Annotated in this window: 13 protein-coding genes; 3 read left to right on the top strand and 10 right to left on the bottom strand. The window is 55.5% G+C overall.

Annotated features, from left to right (window positions below):
• Positions 1-20 precede the first annotated feature (20 nt).
• From mgrA to AAC019_RS09495, 3 genes are all read right to left on the bottom strand, one after another.
• On the bottom strand, positions 21-1,034 hold the full coding sequence (gene mgrA / locus AAC019_RS09505; RefSeq protein WP_339898545.1) for an L-glyceraldehyde 3-phosphate reductase: 1,014 nt from the start codon (positions 1,032-1,034) through the stop codon (positions 21-23).
• A 135-nt stretch (positions 1,035-1,169) separates the two neighbouring features.
• Positions 1,170-2,087 (bottom strand): cysteine synthase A, encoded by a 918-nt coding sequence (gene cysK / locus AAC019_RS09500; RefSeq protein ID WP_339898543.1) that lies wholly within the window; start codon positions 2,085-2,087, stop codon positions 1,170-1,172.
• A gap of 170 nt (positions 2,088-2,257) precedes the next feature.
• Positions 2,258-3,511 (bottom strand): hypothetical protein, encoded by a 1,254-nt coding sequence (locus AAC019_RS09495; protein WP_339898542.1) that lies wholly within the window; start codon positions 3,509-3,511, stop codon positions 2,258-2,260.
• Positions 3,512-3,755: 244 nt separating this feature from the next.
• Here AAC019_RS09495 and AAC019_RS09490 point away from each other — a divergent pair, with 244 nt between their 5' ends.
• A complete protein-coding gene (locus AAC019_RS09490) occupies positions 3,756-4,694 on the top strand; it encodes an HPP family protein (RefSeq protein WP_339898541.1) in 939 nt (312 codons plus the stop codon).
• Positions 4,695-4,769: 75 nt separating this feature from the next.
• A complete protein-coding gene (locus AAC019_RS09485; protein WP_339898540.1) occupies positions 4,770-5,276 on the top strand; it encodes a YgjV family protein in 507 nt (168 codons plus the stop codon).
• Between the two features lie 81 nt (positions 5,277-5,357).
• Here AAC019_RS09485 and AAC019_RS09480 read toward each other — a convergent pair whose 3' ends face one another.
• The 7 genes from AAC019_RS09480 to AAC019_RS09450 form a co-directional block, all read right to left on the bottom strand.
• On the bottom strand, positions 5,358-5,924 hold the full coding sequence (locus tag AAC019_RS09480; RefSeq protein ID WP_339898539.1) for a porin family protein: 567 nt from the start codon (positions 5,922-5,924) through the stop codon (positions 5,358-5,360).
• A 643-nt stretch (positions 5,925-6,567) separates the two neighbouring features.
• Positions 6,568-7,722: a pectate lyase gene (locus tag AAC019_RS09475; protein WP_339898538.1), complete on the bottom strand. Its 1,155-nt coding sequence runs from the start codon at positions 7,720-7,722 to the stop codon at positions 6,568-6,570.
• 86 nt (positions 7,723-7,808) lie between these two features.
• Positions 7,809-9,980: a hypothetical protein gene (locus AAC019_RS09470; protein ID WP_339898536.1), complete on the bottom strand. Its 2,172-nt coding sequence runs from the start codon at positions 9,978-9,980 to the stop codon at positions 7,809-7,811.
• Positions 9,981-10,052: 72 nt separating this feature from the next.
• On the bottom strand, positions 10,053-13,025 hold the full coding sequence (locus AAC019_RS09465; RefSeq protein WP_339898535.1) for a TonB-dependent receptor: 2,973 nt from the start codon (positions 13,023-13,025) through the stop codon (positions 10,053-10,055).
• 279 nt (positions 13,026-13,304) lie between these two features.
• Positions 13,305-14,354, bottom strand: a complete 1,050-nt coding sequence (locus AAC019_RS09460; RefSeq protein ID WP_339898533.1) for a class I fructose-bisphosphate aldolase — start codon at positions 14,352-14,354, stop codon at positions 13,305-13,307.
• Between the two features lie 254 nt (positions 14,355-14,608).
• On the bottom strand, positions 14,609-15,934 hold the full coding sequence (locus AAC019_RS09455) for a 6-phosphofructokinase (protein ID WP_339898531.1): 1,326 nt from the start codon (positions 15,932-15,934) through the stop codon (positions 14,609-14,611).
• A 450-nt stretch (positions 15,935-16,384) separates the two neighbouring features.
• Positions 16,385-21,148 (bottom strand): family 16 glycosylhydrolase, encoded by a 4,764-nt coding sequence (locus AAC019_RS09450; protein WP_339898530.1) that lies wholly within the window; start codon positions 21,146-21,148, stop codon positions 16,385-16,387.
• Between AAC019_RS09450 and AAC019_RS09445 the strand changes: the two genes are divergently transcribed.
• Entirely contained in the window at positions 21,147-21,557 is a 411-nt protein-coding gene (locus tag AAC019_RS09445) for a hypothetical protein (RefSeq protein ID WP_339898529.1), read from the top strand. The two genes, AAC019_RS09450 and AAC019_RS09445, sit on opposite strands and share 2 nt — an antisense overlap.
• Positions 21,558-22,037 lie beyond the last annotated feature (480 nt).

Genomic DNA, 22,037 nt, shown 5'->3' with positions numbered 1-22,037 from the left:
CAGCGCCTTTTTTGTGCGATCTAGGCGACAATGTCATCGATTTTTTTCAGTTCGGCATGACTAAACGCGGTGTTTTTAAGTGCGGCTACCGAGTCTTCAATTTGTTCGACCCGGCTGGCACCAATAATGGCACTGGTGACGGTTTTGTTGTTTAGCACCCAGGCCAGCGCCATTTGCGCCAGTGATTGGCCGCGGGCTTCGGCTACCTCGTTTAGCGCTTTAATTTTGGCGATGGTGCTCTCGGTAATATCGTTCTCGCTCAAGTAAATTTGCTCGCCACGTGCGGCGCGCGAGTCTTTAGGGATGCCGCCTAAATATTTATTGGTCAGCATACCCTGTGACAGTGGTGAGAACACAATGGCGCCCACGCCTTCATCATCCAGTACGTCGGTTAAACCGTCTTCAATCCAGCGATCAAACAGGTTGTAGCGCGGCTGATGAATCAGCAGCGGGGTGCCTAAATCTTTTAAAATAGCGGCCGCTTGGCGGGTTTGCTCTGGGTCGTAGCTCGAGATGCCCGCATACAAAGCGCGGCCCGAGCGGACGATGTAATCGAGCGCCTGCATGGTTTCTTCCAGCGGCGTTTCCGGATCAAAACAGTGCGAGTAAAAAATATCAAAGTACTCGACGCCGCAGCGCTTTAAGCTTTGGTCGCAGCTGGCCACCAAATACTTGCGTGAGCCGCCGATACCGTAGGGACCGGGCCACATGTCGTAACCGGCTTTGCTGGAGATGATCAGCTCGTCGCGGTAGTGGGATAAACCCTCGGCCATTACCTGACCAAAAGTAGACTCGGCCGAACCAAAGTTGGGGCCGTAGTTGTTGGCTAAATCGAAGTGGTTAATGCCCAAATCAAACGCGCGATGAATCATCGAGCGGGCATTGGCCAGCGAGTCGACGGCGCCGAAGTTTTGCCACAGGCCCAGCGACAACTGAGGCAGGCGCAAACCGCTTTTGCCACAGCGCGGGTAGCTCATAGATTGATAGCGATCGGGTGACGCAACGTAGCGCGGATTCGGTTCGTGGGTAATCATTGTGTGGTCTCTTGTTAGCCGTCTCAATTATTTGGTATCTGGCTTATTATGGGGGGGGGCCAGTGGTTGTATTCTACGCAAAAGCCGGCCGCAAGCGGCCGGCCATGACGATTCTTAACGAAGATTATCGGCCGTCTAGGCGCCAAATAAGTCGTCTATCGATAAATATCGCTCACCGGTGTCGTAGCTAAAGGTTAAGATGCGGCTGCCGGGCGCAAAGTCTGCCTCGCGTTGCTTGATGGCCGCAAGACTGGCACCGGATGAGATGCCCACAAAAATCGCCTCTTTACGGGCGCATTCGCGGGCCATCTCAAAGCTGGCTTCTTCGCTGACAGCGATGGTGCCATCGAGGCTGTCGGTGTTGAGAATGTCGGGTACAAAGCCCGCGCCAATACCTTGTAAGCGGTGCGGGCCTTTTTCTTTACCGGCAATTACTTGCGATTTTTCGGGCTCCACAGCAAAGGTTTGTAGCTTGGGGAAGGCGGCTTTTAGCTCTTCCGAGCAGGCGGTAATGTGGCCGCCGGTGCCCACCCCGGTAATTAAATAATCCAGCCCTTCGGGGAAGTCGGCCAGAATCTCTTTAGCGGTGGTGTTGCGGTGCGCCTCGATGTTAGCTTTGTTGGTGAATTGCTGCGGAATCCAGCTGTTGGGGAAATCGTCGTGCAGCTCTTTGGCTTTGGCAATTGCGCCGCCCATGCCCAGCTCTTTGGGGGTCAGCTCCAGCTCGGCACCGAGTGCCTTCATGATTTTGCGCCGCTCGATCGACATAGACTCTGGCATCGCCAAAATCAAACGATAGCCGCGCGCCGCGGCGACCATGGCAAGGCCAATACCGGTGTTGCCACTGGTGGGCTCAATAATAACGGTATCGGGCTTAAGCAGGCCTTTTCGCTCGGCCTCTTCAATCATCGCCAGCGCGATGCGATCTTTAATGCTGCTGCCGGGGTTAAAGCGCTCGACTTTCATCCAGACTTCGATGTCGGAGCGAAATAGATTGTTGATTTTAACGTGAGGGGTGTTGCCGATGGTGTCGAGAATACTGTTAACTTTCATAGTGGCGCTCCCTGATTAAGTTGACGGAGGTACCCGAGGCAATAATCTAACAGAAACCACGGGGTTTGGGCAGGGTGGGTGCCTCGCGCCCTCCCGGCGAATAAGTGCACGCAGGCCGAATGCCGTGACACAGGAAGTCTGAGGGCACTCCGCCTACGTACCGCGAAAGCTCAATCCTCCAGCAGCTCGCTGGTCAGCACCTTAGAGGGCTCGCCGGTGAGCTCTTCGACGATGTCACGCAATTGCGCAAGGCTTACCTCGCCCAGTTTCATCATGGCGCGGGTGGCGTTATCCAGGCTTTTATCATCGTCGGTACGCTCGCGTATTTCGGCGTCTAGCTCGCCAAACAGCAAGGCGGCGCGGGCAGTGCGCTCGCCGCTGGAAGCGCCGCCGCGCAGTTGCTTGATATCTTTACTCCAGTCGGTCAGCCAGCTTTTTACACGCTCTAGGCGATCGTCCGTTAAACCGCCGGCGCGGTGTAATACGGTATAGGAGTAGTACTCGGCCAGACCCTCGGCGATCCAGTCGTCACCTTTGGCGCCGCTGATACGGGTTAGGGTGTGCATTAATTCGTGCAGTAAGGTGCTGGTGCCGTTTTCGCTGACCATGGGGCGCCCAGAGTGGACGAATAAAGAGTTAGGGCCAGAAAGGCCACCGCGCCACATGGGGTCGCCGGCCATCACCATAAGAATTTTGGGCGGCGTTTCGCCCACGACTTCTTTTAGGGTGGCCCAGTTAAGCATGACAAAACTCAGAACGTCCATACGGCGAAGGTCTTCGCCGGCGGGGCCGCTTACGGCGATATGGGTGTCTGGCAGGCGCTCGCGGCGGGTGCCTAACTTGCCGGCTATAAACCAGCCGGTGGGGCGGTCGAAGCGGCGCTCGGGATTGTCGATTTTGAAGGTGCCGTCGGCGGTTTTTTCCCATCCGCTGTTGACGCTGTTCCAGCCGTTGGGCAGGGTAAAGTGCAAAGTGGCGCGACTCTCAACACCTTTGCGGCCGCGCACGCTGGCGGACGGAATTAAGTCGTCACCGCGAAAAATAGCAAAGTCGTCTTCGCGCAGCGCGTCAAAGCCGCCACTGTCGCGCTTGTGGGGGATTTTTACCTCAAGGCTTAGCCAGGCATCTTTAGCCGGCGGCTGCCAGCGGGCACGGCCGTCTTCCAGCTCTAGCTCGCCATTGGCCTTCACCTCGCTGTGAAACGCTTCGTCGAGGTTAAAATCTATCTCGGACACACCGCTGTCGTCGCCAAGCTCAACCCGTACCAGAGCGTGCTCGTCAGAGTGAGTAAGGTCGACGCGATAATCCAGGGTGTAAACCTTGTCGCTATCCCCATACGCCAGTGGCGCGGTCAAAAATACCAGCGCCAGGCTCACTAGCGCTAAGGGGTTAAGTAAAAGGCGGTGTTGACTCGCTGCTGGCATAAAAACGTTATTCCTGAGGTTAATGATTGGCTTGCTTGCGGCTTTGAGTGCCAGAGTCGGTGTGGGTTCAGTCCTCGACTCTGTGGCAGGCTATTTTTGTGGGCTGGTTGGGATATCACTTGCTGTGAATGTAACAGGTTACTATGATTGCACCTTTTTTGTGCATGCTAAAAGCAAGGCACAAAGTGTAACCTAAATTTGGTGTGAGCTAACACCGAATGCTCGGCAGGCGAGGGTAACGAGAGTGAAGAGTTGGTGGCAAGTGTGTTTGGCGTGGTTGGGGGTGGAATCCAATACCACCAGCCATCACGAGAAGTGGATTTCAGCGCTAGGCGGTGGCCTGGGTATTGCGGCGGTGTATGGTTTATCCCACTGGGCGCTGGATGGCATGGCAGCTGGCTTAATGGTGGCCTCGATGGGGGCCTCGGCGGTGCTCCTGTTTGCGGTGCCGCACGGCACCCTGTCGCAGCCGTGGCCGGTAATAGGCGGCCATTTGGTGTCGGGGCTGGTAGGGGTGACGTGTTATTTGTGGTTGGGGAACTCGCTCTTAGCGGCGGGGGTGGCTGTGGGTATAGCCATTGGTGCTATGGCTTATTTGCGTTGTATTCACCCACCCGGTGGGGCGACGGCGTTGGCGGCGGTTATCGGGGGGCCTGCACTGCACAGTTTGGGGTATGGTTATTTGCTTACCCCGGTGGCACTTAACCTAGTGGCGATTATAGCGGTGGCTTTGGTGTTTAATAATTTATTTCACTGGCGGCGCTATCCGGTGGCATTTATGACACTGCGTAAAAGTGAACCCAGCCGACCGCACCTGGCACTCTCACACGAGGACTTTGCCGCGGCCATGCACTCGCTGGATACTTACGTGGATGTTAGCTCTGAAGAGCTGGCTCAGCTGTTTGACCGCGCCTGGGAGCACGCCCGCGCGGCCGATCAGCAGCCGTTAACCCTAACGCGCGGCCACTATTACAGCAACGGCGAAGTCGGTGAGCGCTGGTGCGTTCGGCAAGTATTTGATTTGGCGCAAGAGGATACCGATAACCCCAGAGCGCGGCTTATTTACCGGGCGGTAGCCGGTGCCCGGGAGGAGCAAACCGGTATGTGCCGGGTGGACGAGTTTCGCCGCTGGGCCAGGTTTCGCGTGGTTAAGCAGGGCGAGCGCTGGGTTAAGGTCAGCTGATAACGGCCGGCGGGGCGGCCTGAGAGTGTGGTAAAATTAACGTTTAGCACACCTATTTATTCCCCCGGGCTCTCCATGTTTGAAAATCCCTTGGCTCAGTTTTTTGGGCTGCTTAGCTATTGCCTTGGTATCTATTGTTTTTACCAGCGCGATGACCGGCGCCTTAAAATTATTATGTTTACTATGCAGGCTAATAACTGCATACATTTTGCGCTGCTGGGGGCCAAGACGGCACTGCTCAGCTCGGCGTTTTCGGTAGTCCGCACCGGCTTGTCACTGCACACTAAATCGCGAATCGTGGCCTGGCTATTTATTGTGGTGATCGGCGTGTGGGGCTTTTACCTAACGGATGTGTGGCAGGATATGCTACCGGTTGTTGGCTCGTGCTTAGGAACTTATGCGCTATTTTGTTTGCAGGGTGTGCGTATGCGCCTGATGTTTTTAGTGGGGGCTTGTTTTTGGTTGGCAAATAATATTTATGTCGGCTCGATAGGCGGCACACTGCTCGAGGCGACGCTGATTACCGTAAATTGCCGAACCATGCTTAAGCTCTATCGCACAGAAAAAATGGTCAACCGTTAACGGCCAAAAACAAAAAGGCCCGGAGTATTTCCGGGCCTCTTGGCGCAATTATTAGTTATTGTTGGCGCACGGATGTTGCGCTTAGAAAGTGACCACGCCGCCGATGGAGTAGAACGTCATGTCGGCGTCATTCAGCTCAAAGATTTCGTACTCGGCACGCACGGCTAAAGAACCCAACTGAATTTTGGCACCTACGCCATAGGCGGCATCGGTACCCGACTCTGAGGTGTCGAATTCAAAATTAGAGATATCGCCATCCCACGTGATAACCCCGGCTTTGCCAAACAGGCCTACCGGACCCAAATCTACGCCCACTAAACCCGCGGCGGTCCAGCCGGTTACTTCCACTTTTTGGTTGCCCAGAGCGTCGTTCAGAAATTGCTCCTGGGTGCCGAAGTCGATATAGCCACCCTCTACGGCTAAATCCAGCAGTGGTAATACACCAAAGTTGTAGCCGCCAAAAACTTTATAGGCGGTGTCGTCATCTTTAAAATTGATGTCGTCAAATTCGGGAAAACTTTCATCGTAATCTATCTCGGCGTTACCAAAAGAGCCGCCAAGGTAAAGGCCGCTTTCGGTGCCGGCGTGGCTGAATGCGGCGGCGCTGAGGGCCCCGGTTGCGAGCAGGGTACAAAGTAACTTTTTCATGCGTTAGCCTCCTATGCTAATAATATTACGCCGTGAAACCATAGCCCGAATTGGCAAAGCTGTCTATCGACGCGACGGTAAAAGTGATCGGGCGAATAACATTTTTTTCGAACGTGTGTGTTTTTTTATCCACATAAAAATTTATACGCCACAGGCCAGATATAAAAGCCACACGTAAAATAATCAGACAAAAAAAGGGGCCGCAATGCGGCCCAATGGGGGAGGGTGATGTAAGCCACGGACGTGGCTCTCATCGAAGGGAATAAAAAGGGGCCTATAGGTGGCCCAACGAGGGTTCGGTGCAACGAGCGCGATCGGAGCGGATGCTGGGTAGTCGCTGTTGTTTGACGTTCATGCTGTGCTCCTGTCGCTGTCTTCGTTTGCTGTTGTCTAGACTATAGCGGGATGCGTGCCAGAATTTAAAAAATGTTTAAAATCAGTGGTTTATGGTTTTTTAGCGGTGTTGAGCTTAGGCCGTGTGCGGTTTTTAAGAAGAATCAATGTAGCTTTGGGAATGGCTGCTTGTAACTCTTACAGACTGATACAAAAAACGGGCCCAACGGGCCCGAAGAGGGATCAGCTAAAAAGCTGTTGCCTAGAGGAGATCTGGTGCAGTGTGCTTACGCGCAAGCTGCATCCGGGGTTAAGGTGTTGGCAAACACTCGTCGACTTTGCCGCTGCCGGCATAGGTACTTACGTGCGCTTTGGTATCGGCGCCCGCCATGGCGGTGTAACTGTATTCTGGCGTGTAGCTAACGGTTGAGGTCAGGTCGGTGCCCGGGCCGGCAATCAAGTCGCCATCGGCCGGGTTGCTCCAGCTAATGTTGTCGTAAACGTTGTCGGCTAAGTCCCAAAAGCCCACCTCTTCCGAGTAAAAGCTCACCACGGGGTTTTGCACGTTTTCAAATACAGTGCCTTCTACCCGGATGTTTGCGCCCATGCGTGAGTTAACGGCGGTAGAGGAAACGTCTTTGTAGTAGTTGTTTAAAATGTGCGCCTCGCCAAAACGGAACAGCGGCATCCGCGAGCTGGCGTTCTCCCAGAAGTTAGCGTAGAAGGTAATGCGGCGGTGGCTGTTATCGTCATCGCTGCTGCCCCACAGGGATGTCTTCCAGCTGTCGTGCAGGTAGTTGTACGAGATGGTGACATTGTCCACATCGCGTTTACCACTAACCAGCTCATCGTAGTAATCTTTGTCGCTATCGAGTGTATTGTAGATCTCGTTGTGATCGATCCAGATATTGCTGGCCGGCCCTTCGAGGCTAATACCGTCTTTCTCGCCGATATCGACATACCGAATGGTGAGGTTGCGGATAATAATGTTGTCCGCTTTATTCACTTTAATACCTATGCCATCGAGCATGGCGTTATCGCCCACACCAATGATCGATACGTCGGACATGTCTTTGATATCAAATTTATCGACGTTGGAGTTATCCGGGGTGATGGTGCCGTCGACAAAAATAGTTAATGGATTGCTGCCTTTGCCCGACAGCGCGGCGCTAAGTTCGGTACCGGTGGTGACTGTGACGGTTTCACCGCCGGCGCCGCCGGTGGTGCCATCGCCTAAGCTGGCAAAGCCCACGACGGTGTTCATGGCATCGCAGTGATTGGCCACCGAACTACTGGAGGAGCTCTCGGTGGACGAACTCTCGCTCGAGACACTCGAGCTGGATTCGCTGCTCGATGACGAACTCTCGGGGTAGGTAGGATCACTGCCAGTCGGGCCGCTGGAACCGCCACAGGCGCTCAGGGTAGCGGTGAGCACCAAAATACTAGAAAAAGTGACTGTTTTCATGGAATGTCTCTCTGCGTTACTTCATTACGTCGTTTGCCGTTTTGGCGCTAAAAAGTCGCGGCGGTGTTAGCCGCCGCGACTATCACTCACGGGGCCAGCGGGTCGATACTGATGTTGTCGAACTCAACGGTGACGTTGTTCTCGCCCGGTGCCGCGTACAGGCCGACGTACCAGGTATCACTCTCAGGTGTGGCCGCAAAGTCGCTGGTGCTGTTGGCTTGAACAAAATCGATACCGTCTTTCGAGTAGTAGCGTTTAACCCGCTTGTCGTCGCCGTCGTCGTAGATTTCGATACGCACATAATCACCCACTTCTAACTCGGGGATATCCGAGCGCGAGCGGCTGCCACTAGGCTTCATTTGTGCGCGCGAGCCAATCAGCACCGCCGGGTCACCATCGACGTAAAAACCGGCATCGGCCCAGCCGGGTAGCTCGGCAAAGTCGGCGACCGGGTCCATATTCTCGGTAGCCATAATGCCAAAGCGGTAGGCGTTACCCGTGGCGATGTCGGCGCCGGTTACCGAGGTGATTTGCGCGGTAAACATAAAGTCGCTCATCTCGATTTTTTGGCTGGCAAAAAAGAAGTTATGGTTGGACGAAGACATATTGCCGCCCGTGGCGTTTAGCGTGACTGAGAACGCGGTGTTTTCGGTCACCTCGCCGGCCGGTGCAATATCCGATTCACCGGCCAGATTTAAGGTGCTGGGCACCCACTCGGCATCGGCCCCAGGGGCGCCATCGGTGTACTCGATTTTGATGTCTTCGAGGGTGATGTTGCCCACCCGGCTATCGGCGCGCAGCTGCAAGAAGGAGTTAGCCGTACCAAACTCTGGCTCGAGCACTAACTCATAAGGCAGCGAGGCGATATCGTCGGGGGTGAGTTCGATGACTTTCGAATCGCCACCGTGAACCGAATTGCCAGAGCTGGTGGTGTTGTTGTCGATGTAGATCTGGAATTTACCCGGGTCGGCCGCATCGGCGCTAGCAAAATCGGTAATCATCATACTGATACGGTAGGGCGCGGTTAAATCGATATCGCCCGATGGGTTGGTGGCCTCGGCACTTGGCACGCCGGTATCGCCAATGGTGAAGCGCGCGTTGTTCATGCTGAGTGCGTTGTTTTCGACCGTGATGCGGCTGCTGCCGCTGGTGACTTTGTAAAACGGATCGGCACGGTTGGTTGAAATCGACAAGAAGTCAGCGCCGTCGGCTTCGCCAAATAAAGTGTCGGCATCGCTTGCTAAATCGACGGTCAGTGGCAGGCCGCCAAACGGTGTGCCTTCTACTTCGGGCTCGGGGGCGTTGTTGTCATCGCCGCCAGTAGCCGGGTTTACCAGTGTGTAGTTGGATTCTTTAGCGGCACAGTCGGGCTGCGGGTTGTTGCCGACATCGCTTTGATACTCGATTAACAGATCGTCAAACACCGCCCAGCCGCCGCTGGATACACGCATGGCGATAAATGAATTTTCAGTGCCCACACGGTCGGGTTTAGAGGCCACCAGTGTGCCGCCCGGAGCAAGTGTGGTGTCGCCAGGAATATTAATTTCAACCCGCTCACCTGGCACTAAAGTGTTGACCGGCTGGTTAAAAATACGCGAGCCGACGTTACCACCGCCGTGAATGGAGCTGGCCTCACTGGTGGTGTTGTTGTCGACATAAATTTGAAAGTCACTGGCGCTGGCGGTATCGGGTACCGCAACCACACAGAATGAGACTTTGTAATCCTGGCTTAAATCCAGCTCGCCCCAGCTTAAGCCCTCGTCAATACCATCGCCGGGGGTGGAGTCTTTGCGCGGGTCGGCGACATCGCCGGCCAGTGACGATACTGTTTGGGCGATGGTAAAGCGCGCATCACCCAAGCGGATTTTTTGATCGGGGTCGGCGGTAATCCAGTTGCCGCCTTCGGTATCAACCGTGCCGTCTTCCATAAAAACGCCGGCCATTGAGTAGTAAAAACCATCTTCACCATCTTCGGCGTCGGTTGCCAGCGCTTTATAAGCTGAGGTAAAGAAGCCGGCGGTATCACTCGCGCCAAAATCTTCGATCAGGGGGAGGTCGGTATTGCTGATCTCGGTAGTGTCACCGCCATCTCCACCGTCGCCACCACCATCGCCGCCACCTGAGTCGGGGTTTTCGATGTTGATGATAATGTCGGGGGCGCTGGAGTCGGGTTCGCTGCCGCAACCGGTGAGTAAGCCACCGGCGATAATCAGAGAGCTTAGAAGCGTTAGCTTAGTATTGATAAGCTTAGTGTTCATAGTTAGATACCTTCGTTATTGTAGATTCTTTGGTGGGCGCCATTGCTGGCGCCATGACTATTGACGTAGTAATTACATAAAGCGGTAGTTCACGCCCACTTGGAACGAGGTGCCAAAGTCCTCTGACTCAAACATCATGTTGCCGCGCGAGTACTCGTTGCCCTCAAAATATTTAAAGCTCTTGTCTTCGGTTAAGTTGATAGCATCAAAGTAGAACTGAATATCGTCGTTAAACTGATAGGTTGCCTTGGCATCCAGACTAAAGGTGTCGTCGTCGTAAATATCAGCCCAAGTGGCACAGTTTTGCGGTAGGCCAAGGGCGGCATCGGCGTCGATATCCGCTTGCGAGCACGAGCCGATACGCTCGAGCACTTTGCTGCGGTAGTTACTGATTAAGCGCAGCGAGACAAAGTCGTTCTCCCAGCCGAGGGTAAAGTTGACCGTGGTGTCGGCTTGATCGGGCAGCTGGATCTCATCGGCGCGAATGGTGTCGCCCACGTTGGCAGTACTGTCGATTAAGGTCATGTTGCTTTGCACAAACAGGCCCGATTCAAAGTACTGCGAGTACGACAGTTCGACCCCGTAAACGGTGGCTTCGTCGCCGTTGGTGGTTAAGTTTACGTCGTTGTAAACCTGCCCCGGCGGAAAGTAAAACTCGCTCACCTGATCGACGGGAATTTGTACCGGCATGTCTTCAAACGAGCTGGATACGCCACTGACATCGACAATAAAATCGGAGATGTCTTTGTAAAAGAACGCCGCTTGCAGGTATAGATCGTCGCTGGCGTACCAGGTGATCGAGGTGTCAAAGTTAACCGACTTCATGGCGGTTAGGGTTGGGTTGCCCAGGTTAATAACGTTATCGGGGCTGACGTAAAAGTTTTTTGATTCAGCCGATAAATCGTCCAGTGACTGCGCGCCAATATCGGTGGGGCTGTCGCTACACTCGCCGTAATTGGCGCTGCCTTCGATATCGTTACACACTTCAATGCGGCCAGAGAAGTCGGCAAAAGCGCGGGCTTCGTTAAACGATGGCCGGGTAAAACTGGTCCACAGTGCCGCCCTTACTAAAATGTCCTCGCGGGGCTCGTAGCGGTAGTGCAGGCTGGGAAAGAAATCGTCATAAGCGCTGTCGGCGCCCTCCATGGGGACGGCAATATCCAGTACCGCCGATTCATTGGCCACTTCAAAGCGGTCGTTGCGAATCGACAGGTTACCGGTGGAGGTGAAGTCGGTTTTCTCCCAGCGCACCCCGGCAATTAAGGTGGACTTTTCGGTTAACTGAAACTCACCCATAAAGTAGGCGGCGGCGGTGTCTTCGGTCAGCGTGTAGTCGTCTTTTACGCTGTCCTGACCCGAGCGCAGCGGATCGGTGTATTTGGCAATGGGGGTGGTGATATCGAGCAGGCGCTCGGCTTCATCGTAAGTAATAAAGTCTTGCTGAATATCCGGGTGCGCGGGCGAGAAAGTGGCAAAATCACCCAGGCGGGCACCGGCTAACTGCAAACACTCGGCATCGCCGTCACAGCCATTGGTGTAGTCGCCGGGTATCACACTCCAGCGGTCTTTGTTGCGGTAGCGGTCGCGCTGCTTAACAGTAAAGCCGGTTTTAAAGTAATTAATAAAGTCGCTGTCGGCGAAGTCTTTTTGCAGGTTAAGGCTTACCTGATCAATGGTGTCTTCGCGAAAGCTGTCTTCAATAAAGATGTTGTCGTAGAGCAAGTTGGTTTGCCGGCGCTCGCCCTCTTGGTAGCCGTTTAAACCACCGTAACCGCCCGATTGCGGCAGGCTGCTCGAGCCGCTGAGTGCTTCAAGTACATCGGGGGATACCACCTGGCCCTGAATGTAGCCTGGGCCTGCGACCCCCAGCATGGGTAAGTCGCGGGTGCGAAACTGCACCCGGCGGCCGTCTGGCTTGGTCCACTCGCCAACAGAGTGAGCAAAGTCGTAATCCAGTGTCCAGTCGTTGGCAAAGCGATTTTCGCCACCAATAGAGAAGGCGGTAGTTTCTGAGGTGCCGTCCTGGATAAAAAATTGTTGCTGTAGGTCGGTATCGACCAAGCCAAAGAGGCCGCTGTCGTTATCGATGTAGACGATATCGCCCGAGCCCGCCTGACCAAAGCGGTAGTATTCGCGCATGGCCATGTCCAGATCGTCGTACTTGGTGTAGCTGGCTTTCGCGTAGTACTCGGCGTTTTCGGTTGGGCGCCAGCCTAAATCGAGCGAGCCCGAGGTGCGGGTGCGCTCGGCATCCTCCTGGCGCGCCTCGTAGCGAAACGGAATCAGCATCGGATCGCCAGCATACTCTTCGGGCAGGGTGGATACATCGGGGTTTATGTAGCGCGGCAGCGAATCTGAGTGGTGCTGCACCTGATACACAACGCTGGAGCGATCTTCGTACGAGGCGGAGTAGCCCACGCCAATGGTGTCATCGGCAAATAAGTGTGTACCGTTGATGGCGACTTTGGGGTTGAAGTCTTCTTTGTAGGATTGGTAGTTGCCCTGCGCCTTAATTTTAACGCTGTCGCCCTTGCGGTCGAACGCCGATACCGTGTTGACGTTGACGGTGCCGCCGATGGAGTTGAGGTCCATGTCCGGGGTCAGGGCTTTAATCACTTCAATTGAGCCGAGCATGTCGGCGGGCAGGGCATCCAGAGCAAACGCCCGGCTGTCTTCTCCGGCCGAGGCCAGCTCATTACCGTTCATGCTGACGGTGACAAAACCGGGCCCAAGGCCGCGCACGGTGACGAACTTACCTTCACCTTCCGATTTTTGCAGGGTAATACCGGGCAAACGTTGCAGCGATTCAGCGACGTTCTGATCGGCAAAGTTACCGACATCATCGGTGGCGATAATCGAGCTAAAGGCGTCTTTATCGCGCTCGCGCTCGCGGGCATTCAGCTCGGCCTGGCGAACACCTTGAACCACGATTTCTTCCATGGCGGCCCTGTCGAGGGCTTCTTCTGGCGGGGCAGTTTCCTGCGCCTGAAGTTGGCCGGCGGATGCCACGGCAATCAACGCTGAGAGAAGTCGGTACTTCGGCATGAGGGTACTCCGTTTTTTATAGATTATTAGAAATTTGGTTGGTAATACCAATTTATAGCTGATGTTTGCACATTAATCGCGTTTTTTCAATATTTGGTTTTACCATTGACGATTTTGGTCTTACCTTGCTGCCGCCAAGGCTATTGAGCGCCCGTGATGGGTATAAGCGTACGGGTAGTGGCGGCGTGTTAAGCAACGGGCAGTAACCGCCGGGTGTGGCGGGTAATGCCCGTTGGGGCGCCTTGTGGGCGTAACGGTTGCGGTGCGCAGTTGCCGCGGCTACGCCAGGTCGACGCTCTTGTCTAAATACACATCCTGAATCGAATGGAGCAGCTGTACGCCTTCGGCAAAGGGCTTTTGAAAGGCCTTGCGCCCGCTGATTAGCCCCATACCGCCGGCCCGTTTGTTAATCACGGCGGTGCGTACTGCTTGTGATAAATCATTGGCGCCCGAGGCGCCGCCGGAGTTGATCAGGCCAATTCGCCCCATATAACAGTTGGCCACCTGATAGCGTGTCAGGTCGATCGGGTGATCGGAGGTGAGGGTGCTGTAGACTTTTTCATGAGTTTTACCCACGTTGACCGCGTTAAAGCCGCCGTTGGTTTCGGGCATTTTTTGTTTGATGATGTCGGCCTCAATGGTCACGCCCAGGTAGTTGGCCTGACCTGATAAATCGGCCGACACATGGTGATCGTCGGTGGCTGTTTTAAAGGCACTGTTGCGCAGGTAACACCAAAGAATGGTGACCATCCCCAGTTTGTGCGCCTCGGCAAAGGCGGCCGAAATCTCTTCAAGCTGGCGGCGCGAGGTATCCGAGCCAAAGTAAACTGTCGCCCCGACGGCCGCTGCGCCCATGTCGTACGCCTGGCGTACACTGCCAAACATCCGCTGGTCGTAAGCGGTGGGGTGGATGAGTGCATCGTTGTGATTGAGCTTAACCACAAACGGAATTTTATGGGCGTAGTGACGCGATACCGCGCCCAGTACCCCCAGGGTTGAGGCGACCGCGTTGCAGCCACCCTCAAGCGCCAGCTCGACGATGTTTTTCGGGTCAAAGTAAGCCGGGTTAGGGGCAAAGCTGGCCGCCGCCGAGTGCTCGATACCCTGATCTACGGGCAAAATAGACACATAGCCCGTGCCGCCCAGGCGCCCGGCGTTTAAGATGCTTTGAAAATTACGCAGCACCTGGGGGGGCCGGTCGGTGGCGCTGAAGGTGGCGCTGACGTAATCCGGGCTGGGCGTAATCAGCGTGTTGGCCGGGATGGTTTGGCTTTTGTGGTTGAGCAGAGAGTCGGCTTCATCGCCGAGCAAACTCGCGATATCAGTCATGAGAGTTTCCTTTGTCAGTCGTAAGTTCTAAGCAGGCTCTAGTGTCCTGTCTGGTTAATTCGCAGTATTTCAGCGTGTTCTACAAGGGCTCTGGCAAGGCGCGGTTCGCCGTGAATGGCCGTAGCCTTTGGCAAGAATCGCAACACAGTCAGAGCCCTTGTGGGGCACGCCCTGCGGGATCGTCGTTGGGGCCCTATTACGGCGTTGCTCACCTTGCCCATAGAACCACTATGGACGGCGGCACGCGCCTTGTACTAGCACCCCAACGGCGCTCTGAAAGCATGTGAATTAACCGGACAGGACACTGGGTCTTCTACGCCGTCTTTGCGGCCGAAATATTCTGGCAGTTTGCGCGGCACCAAGCGGTTGCGGCATTTGCGGTAATCGGGCAAACCATTGCGATAGGGCGGGTAGGCCTCGCCGGCAATCAGCGGCGCAAAGTAATCCAGCCCCGCTTGCGTGACGCTAAAGCCGTCTTTACTCATAAAGTGTCGCGGCATGTTTTTCTCGCCGCTGGCCACCTCTGAGATATGCACCGGTTTGATCTCCCACTGGTAGGGCACCGATTGCGTGCGGACAATGGCCGGCATTACCGATTGCAGGCCGGCTACTGCGTATTCCACGGCCGCCTTGCCCACCGCGTAAGATTGCTCGACGTCGGTTTGTGAGGCCAAATGCCGCGCGGCGCGTTGTAAGTAGTCGCACACACTCCAGTGGCATTTATAGTTAAAGCGCTGTTTTATAAAATCCACCAGCAGTGGCGCCACTCCGCCAAATTGGGTGTGACCAAATGGGTCTTGGTTGGCCGCCGAGGCCAGCAGTTGGCCGGAGGCGTCGCGAATACCTTCGGCGGTAACCACCACACAGAAGCCTTTTTTTGCCACAGTTTGTTTAACGCGCTCTAAAAAAGCGTCGGGCTCGAAGCTGATCTCGGGCACCAGAATAATATCCGGGCCCAGTTCGCGCTCGTCTTTGGCCAGGCCTGCGGCCGCGGCAATCCAGCCCGAACGGCGCCCCATCACCTCCATGACAAACACTTTGGTGGAGGTTTTGTGCATCGAGGCAATATCAAATGAGGCCTCGAGTGCCGATACGGCAACGTACTTGGCCACCGAGCCAAAGCCCGGGCTGTTGTCGGTAACGGGCAAGTCGTTATCGATGGTTTTGGGAACGCCGATGCAGGTTAAGTCGTACCCCATCAGCTCGGCGACCTGAGCGATTTTGCGGGTGGTGTCTTGCGAATCGCCGCCACCGTTGTAAAAAAAGTAACGGATATCGTGGGCGCGAAACACTTCGATTAAGCGCTGATATTCATCGTGAGTGACATTGGGGTTTTGCAGTTTATGCCGGCACGAGCCAAACGCGCCGCCCGGTGTATGCAGTAACAGCTCCAGTGTCTCGGCCGACTCTTCACTGATGTCGACGAGGTTTTCGTGCAGCGCGCCGAGGATACCGTCGCGCCCGGCATACACCTTTTCAAATACGGTGGGGTGTTGCCGCGCGGTGGCAATGATCCCGGCGGCCGTCGCATTGATAACCGCCGAAACGCCACCAGATTGACCGTAGAATGCATTTGCCATGTCGCTGCTCCTCAAGTTCGTGAAGGAGCATTAAATCATTTATTGGTCATACCGGGCAATAAAATTGGTAAGCCTTTTGTGTGTTTTTGGCCATAAATTGGTAATTTTTTGGTCTGGCAGAAATGACATCGCTGTCATTGTGGTTGCGCCTTAGCGCACGAGGCGAGTAATAGCGGTGGGTTTTGTGGTAATTGTATGATGTATTGGCTTTGTACAAATAACGCTTTTATTTCAACTGGTCATACCAGTGTGTTGTTTGGCCTCGCAGGGAGTGCGCCATTGAATGATGGTTTCCAGCTCTCATGTGATGAACGAAGGGGATGCTGGTAGTGGTGGTGAGTGGTCGATAGCGCGTAGCTGGTGTTAAAAAAGGCCTGCAAACAGCGTTTGCAGGCCTTAGTTGGGTAGTTAAGAGCCCCCGGTATGGTAGCGGGGCTCGTTACCGTCGGGTTAGTCTGCCAACTCCCAGCGCAGGTTGGCTATTTGAAAGGTGACTTCTTGCTCGCCAAATATTGGCCACATCGAGAAAGGAACCGTCACTTTTTCCAGGTCGAGCCCGGCGTTAGCCAAATCGGCAAAAGGCACGCTGACGGTGTGCCAATCGTTGTCCGCTGGCATGGCAACCGGCACTTCATTGCTGGAGGCGCCACCTTCCACTTTAACCAAAAAGCCCGAGGTATTGCCGGCATTGTTGCTGACCACTTTGAGGTCAAACACCAGGTTGCCGCCGGCAAAAGCGCTTAGATCTTTGGCGGCAGTGTCCTGAATGTAGAAAGTACCCATGTTGTTTTGGGTGAACTCTGCCTGCAGCACGGTGCCCTTGTCGGGGTCAGTTATTGTGGCATCCAGGTTGATCACCTGCCCATTGGCTTGCCACACGCCAAACCCTGGGTTGCCCCAGTCGGCCGACAATCCACCGACAAAGACATCCATATCTTCCGTCACGGTTACCGGTGCCAGTTTGGGCTGGATGTCGCAATTTTCCAGACAGGCGATACGCACGTTATTAAGCTGAACATGCGAGGCGCCACCCACCAGCTCTACTTCAAAGGGGTGCATTACAGACGAGTAGTCTACCGTTGGCCCCCAGGACTCGTTGGGGTTGGCCCGCAGCGAGTAGAAGCGTACCGCGACTGGCGTCCACTGGCCTACCATATCGGCGCTAAGCTCTACCTCGTCGAAGCTGAGGTTGGGGTACTCCGAGTTCAGCTTGACCTGCAGCTTGGCGCCCACATCGGCCGATTCGACCCAGATATCGAACTTAAACTCGCCCAGGTTGCGCGGACGGTTGTGCAGTGGGTCGCTGCCGAAGTTAAAGCCATCTTGCACTTCGGGGTAGCTGCCCATATCGGCCGAGCGCAGCCAGGCCACGCCAGGACTTACGTTATTAAACTGCAGATCCCAGACCACGCCGCTGGTGCCGCTGTCGATAGGTGTGGCGGCCGGGTCGGAGCTGAGAGACCCATCGGGGTTATAGGTTTGATGTTGCAGCGTGTTGAGAACCTCGGTGCTGTTCACATCAAAGCTCAAGGTCTGAATGCCACCTTCGGCGCCGTTGTATAACACCAGTTCATCGCGCACATCCGGTGGCGGTACATGGCCGGTAATGTCTTCCGGTATTACGCCCGCGTCAGCGGTTGGCGTTTCACAGCCCTGGCCGGTTGCCGGGTCGTTGGCGCACTCGTAAACGCGCACGTAATCGACTTCCATGGTGCGGGTGTCGTTAAAGGTTGGCAGGTCAATGTACGAGCCATTGCCCAGGGCCACGTTCAGAATCATATGAAACGCTTGATCGAACGGTTGCGCCTCGGTGCCTACCTGGTAGCCAACTTCCTGGCCGCCCCAGTAGTAGATAAACCAGTTGCCGCTGTTGCGGGCAAACAGAACATCGTCTACATACCAGCGGATCTCGCCTTCTTCCCACTCTACGGTGTAGGTGTAAAAGTCATCCCAGATGTTGGTGGGTGGCTCGTAAGGCGCGCCACTGTACTGGTTCCAGGGCCACGAATAGCCATAGTGCAAAGTGCCGTGCATTTCGTTTTCGGTGCCAGTGGGGGCGGGCCCCGCTACGCCGGGCTGGAAGGCTTCAAAAATATCAATTTCACCACTGTGTGGCCAGCCGCCGTACTTGCTGGTGTCACTCGGCAGCATCCAAATGGCGGGCCAGATGCCCACGCCTTGTGGTACCCGGGCGCGAATTTCCATGCGGCCATAGGTCCAGTCGGCTTTGTCGCGGGTGCGCAGGCGGGCCGATGAATAGTCTTTACAGGTGTTGGCGCCGGGGTAGCCGGGGTCTTCCTGATTTAATGATGGACCACACACCATGCCGGGGCCTTCGTAGATGGCCGATATGTGCAGCAGGCTATCGTCGACGTAGCTATTGCTGGCGCTGTCGGTGTAACACTGGGCTTCGTTGTTGCCGCCGCCCCAGCAGTTAACTTCGTGCTCCCAGCGGTCGCTGTCGATGCTCGCGCCGTTAAACTCGTCGTTCCACACCAGCTCCCAGCCGCTGGCTAGCGTTGTAGGTGCGCTGCCACTGGTATCAATGCCAGCACCCGAACCGCCACCGCTGCCGGTGCTGGACGAGCTGCCGGTGCCAGTACCGGGATCAGAGCTGGAACTTGAGCTAGAGCTAGAAGAGCCGGTACCGCCGGTGTCGGATGAGCTGCTTGAGGACGAGCCCGATAAGGCGTCGAATACCCAGCGCACGTTATCCAGCTGCACACTGACACCTGCTTGCGCTCCCCAGGTAGGCAGGAAGACAAACGGCGTGCTAATGGAGTCGAGGGTAAAGCCCGCTTGGGGGCCGGCAGCGATTAGCTCGGCAATGTTGATGGTGTAGGTGGTCCAGACATTGGCCAGAGGCGTAGAGATTTGATAATCACCCGAGCCCATATTGGCGCCGCTCTCGGCTTTAACAATAAACTCAGGGTTTTGCGTGCCAGCGTCCAGCACTTTGAGGTCAAACATCAGTTGACCTTCGCTTGCGAAGGCGCTGAGGTTTTTCAGGTCAGTGAAGTGCAAAAAGGCCACGCCGTTGTTGCCACTGTCGCTGTAGTCGAGCTGCAGCACATCGCCGCGGTCGGCATCGGCTATGGTGTTAACCGTTATATGCCCGGTGCCGTTATCCCAGGTGCCAATATTAAGGCCGTGGGTTGCTCCCGGCGCGCCGTCGACGTAGACATCAAAGTCGTTGCTAATGGCATCCACGGTAGGCTCGCTGGAGCCGCCGCCGTTGATCCACTCGACGTTATCGATTTGCAGATGAACGCCGCCCTGATCGTCCCACGCCGGTAAAATGACAAACGGCGTGTTAAAGGCATCGATATTAAAACCGCTGTTGCCGGGGGCTGATAGCAAATCGGCAATGTCGATGGTCAAGGTTGTCCAGACGCCAGTGGGCACCCGGTCGATAATGTAATCGCCGGTACCAACCCCGGGGCCGCTTTCGGCTTTTACCACAATGCCGCCGGTGTTAGTGCCGTAATCCAGCACTTTAATGTCAAAGCGCAGCTGGCCATCTTCCGCAAAAGCGCGACCATTTTTAGGCGTGGTGGACTGGATAAAGGCCAAACCGTTGTTGCCGCTGTTACCGAACAGAACCTCCAGCACCTCACCTCGGTCGGCGTCAGTGGTGACTTCGGCGGTGACATGGCCGGAGTTGTTATCCCAGGTGCCAACACCAAAGTCCCAGTTGGGTCCGGGCATGCCGTTTTTAAATATCGCGAACTCGCCGGTTAAGGTGTCGCTAACGGCCGCCAGTACCGGGTCGATGCCGCAGGGGCTTAAACACCCGAGGCGAATATCCGCCAGTTGCACGTGAGCGGTACCGCCCGAGGCTTCAATCACAAACGGGTTGATTAGCTGGCCGAGGTTGGCCTCGCCCGTCTCGATGTTGTTGGGCGAAAGCTCGTTAACGGCAACCGCCACCTCCGTCCACTCGCCAACAGTGGGCGTGTCGATGGTGTGGAAGCTAACGTTGGGCCAGCCGCTGTCGAGCTTAATATGCAACTCGGTGGCCGGGTCGATGGCCTCCACCAGCATCTTAAAGCGCAGCTCACCGTAGGCGGCGACATTGGTAAATTTTACGCCGTCGTTTACCTCGGGATAGGCGCCCATATCACCGGTCGATAAAAAGGCATTGCCCGGGCCATTAAACTCAATGTCCCATACGGTATTGCCCTGGCCGTCCATCGCCTGTGGATCACTGATCACATTGCCGGTGCCGTTATCGTAAAAACCCGGCACCAGGGTGTTGGTGATTTCGCCATCAATCGTGTTGAACATAAAGCTGGCGGCACCGCCGTCGTACAAAGCAAAGCTCTCCGGGGTAGGGGCCGCCGCACCTGCGACGTCTTTAGCCGCCGGGTCTTTGGTGGCGCAGCCTTTACCCGTGGCCGGGTCGGCGGAACACTCATAAACGCGAACGTAATCCACCTCCATGGTTTGCGGGAAGGTGGCTGAGCCATCGGGCGCGCCGGGCCAGTTACCGCCCACCGCGACGTTCAGCAGCATATGAAAGTTTTGATCGAATGGTGCATCGTCGGCGCCCAGCTGGAAGCCTTGCTCCTGGCCGCCCCAGTAATAGGTAAACCAATCGTCCTGGGTTTGGGTGGCAAAGTGCACGTCGTCGACGTACCAGCGAATCTCGCCTTGCTCCCACTCGACGGCGTAGGTGTGGAACTCTTCCCATACGTTGGCAGGCGGTGTGTAAGCGCTACCGGTGTTTATATTGTTGGGCCACGCCTGACCGTAATGCAGAGTGCCGTGGGTTTCATTGCCGCCACCGGCATTGGGGTTAACGGCTTCCATAATGTCGATCTCGCCACTGAGTGGCCAGCCGCCGTACGCCGAATCGGTCGGCAGCATCCAGATGGCGGGCCACAAGCCGTCGCCTTGCGGCAACTTGGCGTTAATCTCCATGCGGCCATAGGTCCACTCGGCTTTATTGCGGGTGCGCAAGCGGGCCGAGGTGTAGGGCATGGTGGCCGAGGTGTCGGCGGGGTTGTAGCCCGGATCCTCGTTATTTACCGCCGGGCCACTAAAAGTCTCCTGGCGGGCGACAATAAACAGCTTGCCGTCTTGTACGTAGCTGTTGTCAGCGCGGTCGGTGTAACACTGTTGTTCATTGTTGCCACCGCCCCAGCAGTTAACCTCGTGTGACCACTTGCTGCTGTCGATGCTGCTGCCTTCAAACTCATCGCTCCACACCATGGTCCAGTCGCCGCTGGCCGCTGAGCTTGAGCTCGAGGAGGCGCTTGAGGCGGGTGTGCTTGAGTTGCCGACACTAGAAGAGCTTGACACAGAGGAGTTAGCGCTGCTGCTGGAGCTAGTGCTGGCCTCGCTCGAGCTTTGCGACGACTCGCTTGAGCTGATCGAGCTGGAAGTCTCAGACGAGCTGGATTCGCTTGAATTGTCTTCTGAGCTGGATGAGCTTGACGGTGGTGGGTTTTCTGACGACACAGAAGAGCTCACCGAGCTGGCAACGCTGGAGGAGGTGTTTGTGTCGCCTCCGCCAGAGCCGCCACCGCAGGCGCTTAGGGTAAGCGCCATAACGCTCACCGTTGGGAGAAGGTATAGGTTTTTTATCATGATGGCCTCGTTTTATATCACTTTTTATTAAGGGTTATTCCGCGCGGCTGATGTGCCCGGCGCAATAAACTGGCGCATTCGTCAGGACTTGTTACTGCATTTCTTATCGTTATGGCGCATACCCTTGTCCGGCGATAAAGCCGGAGTAGGTTTGTCGACAGGCCTATCATGTAGCGCGCGTTGGCGGCGCGTCGTCCCACTTTTTCGGGCCTGTGAACGTGACCTGTGTCACTCTAAATCTAGACAAACAGTGACGCGCTTATAGCCCCTCATTAGCTTTTTCGAGGGGCTGTGCGAGACGGAATCGCCTTTGTTGGGGTACTGGTTGCACTAGTTTGAGGCAGTCGCGGTAGTGTGGCTGCAGGGTGGTGCGGCTGCACCGTTTTACACTGCTCATGATTGGCGCATGAGGGCGAGCTAAAGCGTCGAGGTTAACCCGGTTATGGCATCTTAAGTTGAATGTTGGCGCATTTTCCCAAACAGCTTTTCGCACTAAAAATAAACTTACTTC

Source organism: uncultured Gilvimarinus sp., from assembly GCF_963975215.1.
GTDB lineage: Bacteria > Pseudomonadota > Gammaproteobacteria > Pseudomonadales > Cellvibrionaceae > Gilvimarinus.
The sequence above is the reverse complement of the archived record's forward strand: the minus strand, read 5'-3'. Positions and strand labels throughout refer to the sequence as shown.

Excerpts from the sequence above, each read along its gene's own strand:
- mgrA (WP_339898545.1), bottom strand. The coding sequence starts at position 1,034 with ATGATTACCCACGAACCGAATCCGCGCTACGTTGCGTCACCCGATCGC.
- cysK (WP_339898543.1), bottom strand. The coding sequence starts at position 2,087 with ATGAAAGTTAACAGTATTCTCGACACCATCGGCAACACCCCTCACGTT.
- AAC019_RS09495 (WP_339898542.1), bottom strand. The coding sequence starts at position 3,511 with ATGCCAGCAGCGAGTCAACACCGCCTTTTACTTAACCCCTTAGCGCTA.
- AAC019_RS09485 (WP_339898540.1), top strand. The coding sequence starts at position 4,770 with ATGTTTGAAAATCCCTTGGCTCAGTTTTTTGGGCTGCTTAGCTATTGC.
- AAC019_RS09480 (WP_339898539.1), bottom strand. The coding sequence starts at position 5,924 with ATGAAAAAGTTACTTTGTACCCTGCTCGCAACCGGGGCCCTCAGCGCC.
- AAC019_RS09475 (WP_339898538.1), bottom strand. The coding sequence starts at position 7,722 with ATGAAAACAGTCACTTTTTCTAGTATTTTGGTGCTCACCGCTACCCTG.
- AAC019_RS09470 (WP_339898536.1), bottom strand. The coding sequence starts at position 9,980 with ATGAACACTAAGCTTATCAATACTAAGCTAACGCTTCTAAGCTCTCTG.
- AAC019_RS09465 (WP_339898535.1), bottom strand. The coding sequence starts at position 13,025 with ATGCCGAAGTACCGACTTCTCTCAGCGTTGATTGCCGTGGCATCCGCC.
- AAC019_RS09460 (WP_339898533.1), bottom strand. The coding sequence starts at position 14,354 with ATGACTGATATCGCGAGTTTGCTCGGCGATGAAGCCGACTCTCTGCTC.
- AAC019_RS09455 (WP_339898531.1), bottom strand. The coding sequence starts at position 15,934 with ATGGCAAATGCATTCTACGGTCAATCTGGTGGCGTTTCGGCGGTTATC.
- AAC019_RS09445 (WP_339898529.1), top strand. The coding sequence starts at position 21,147 with ATGGTCCAGTCGCCGCTGGCCGCTGAGCTTGAGCTCGAGGAGGCGCTT.
- AAC019_RS09450 (WP_339898530.1), bottom strand. The coding sequence starts at position 21,148 with ATGGTGTGGAGCGATGAGTTTGAAGGCAGCAGCATCGACAGCAGCAAG.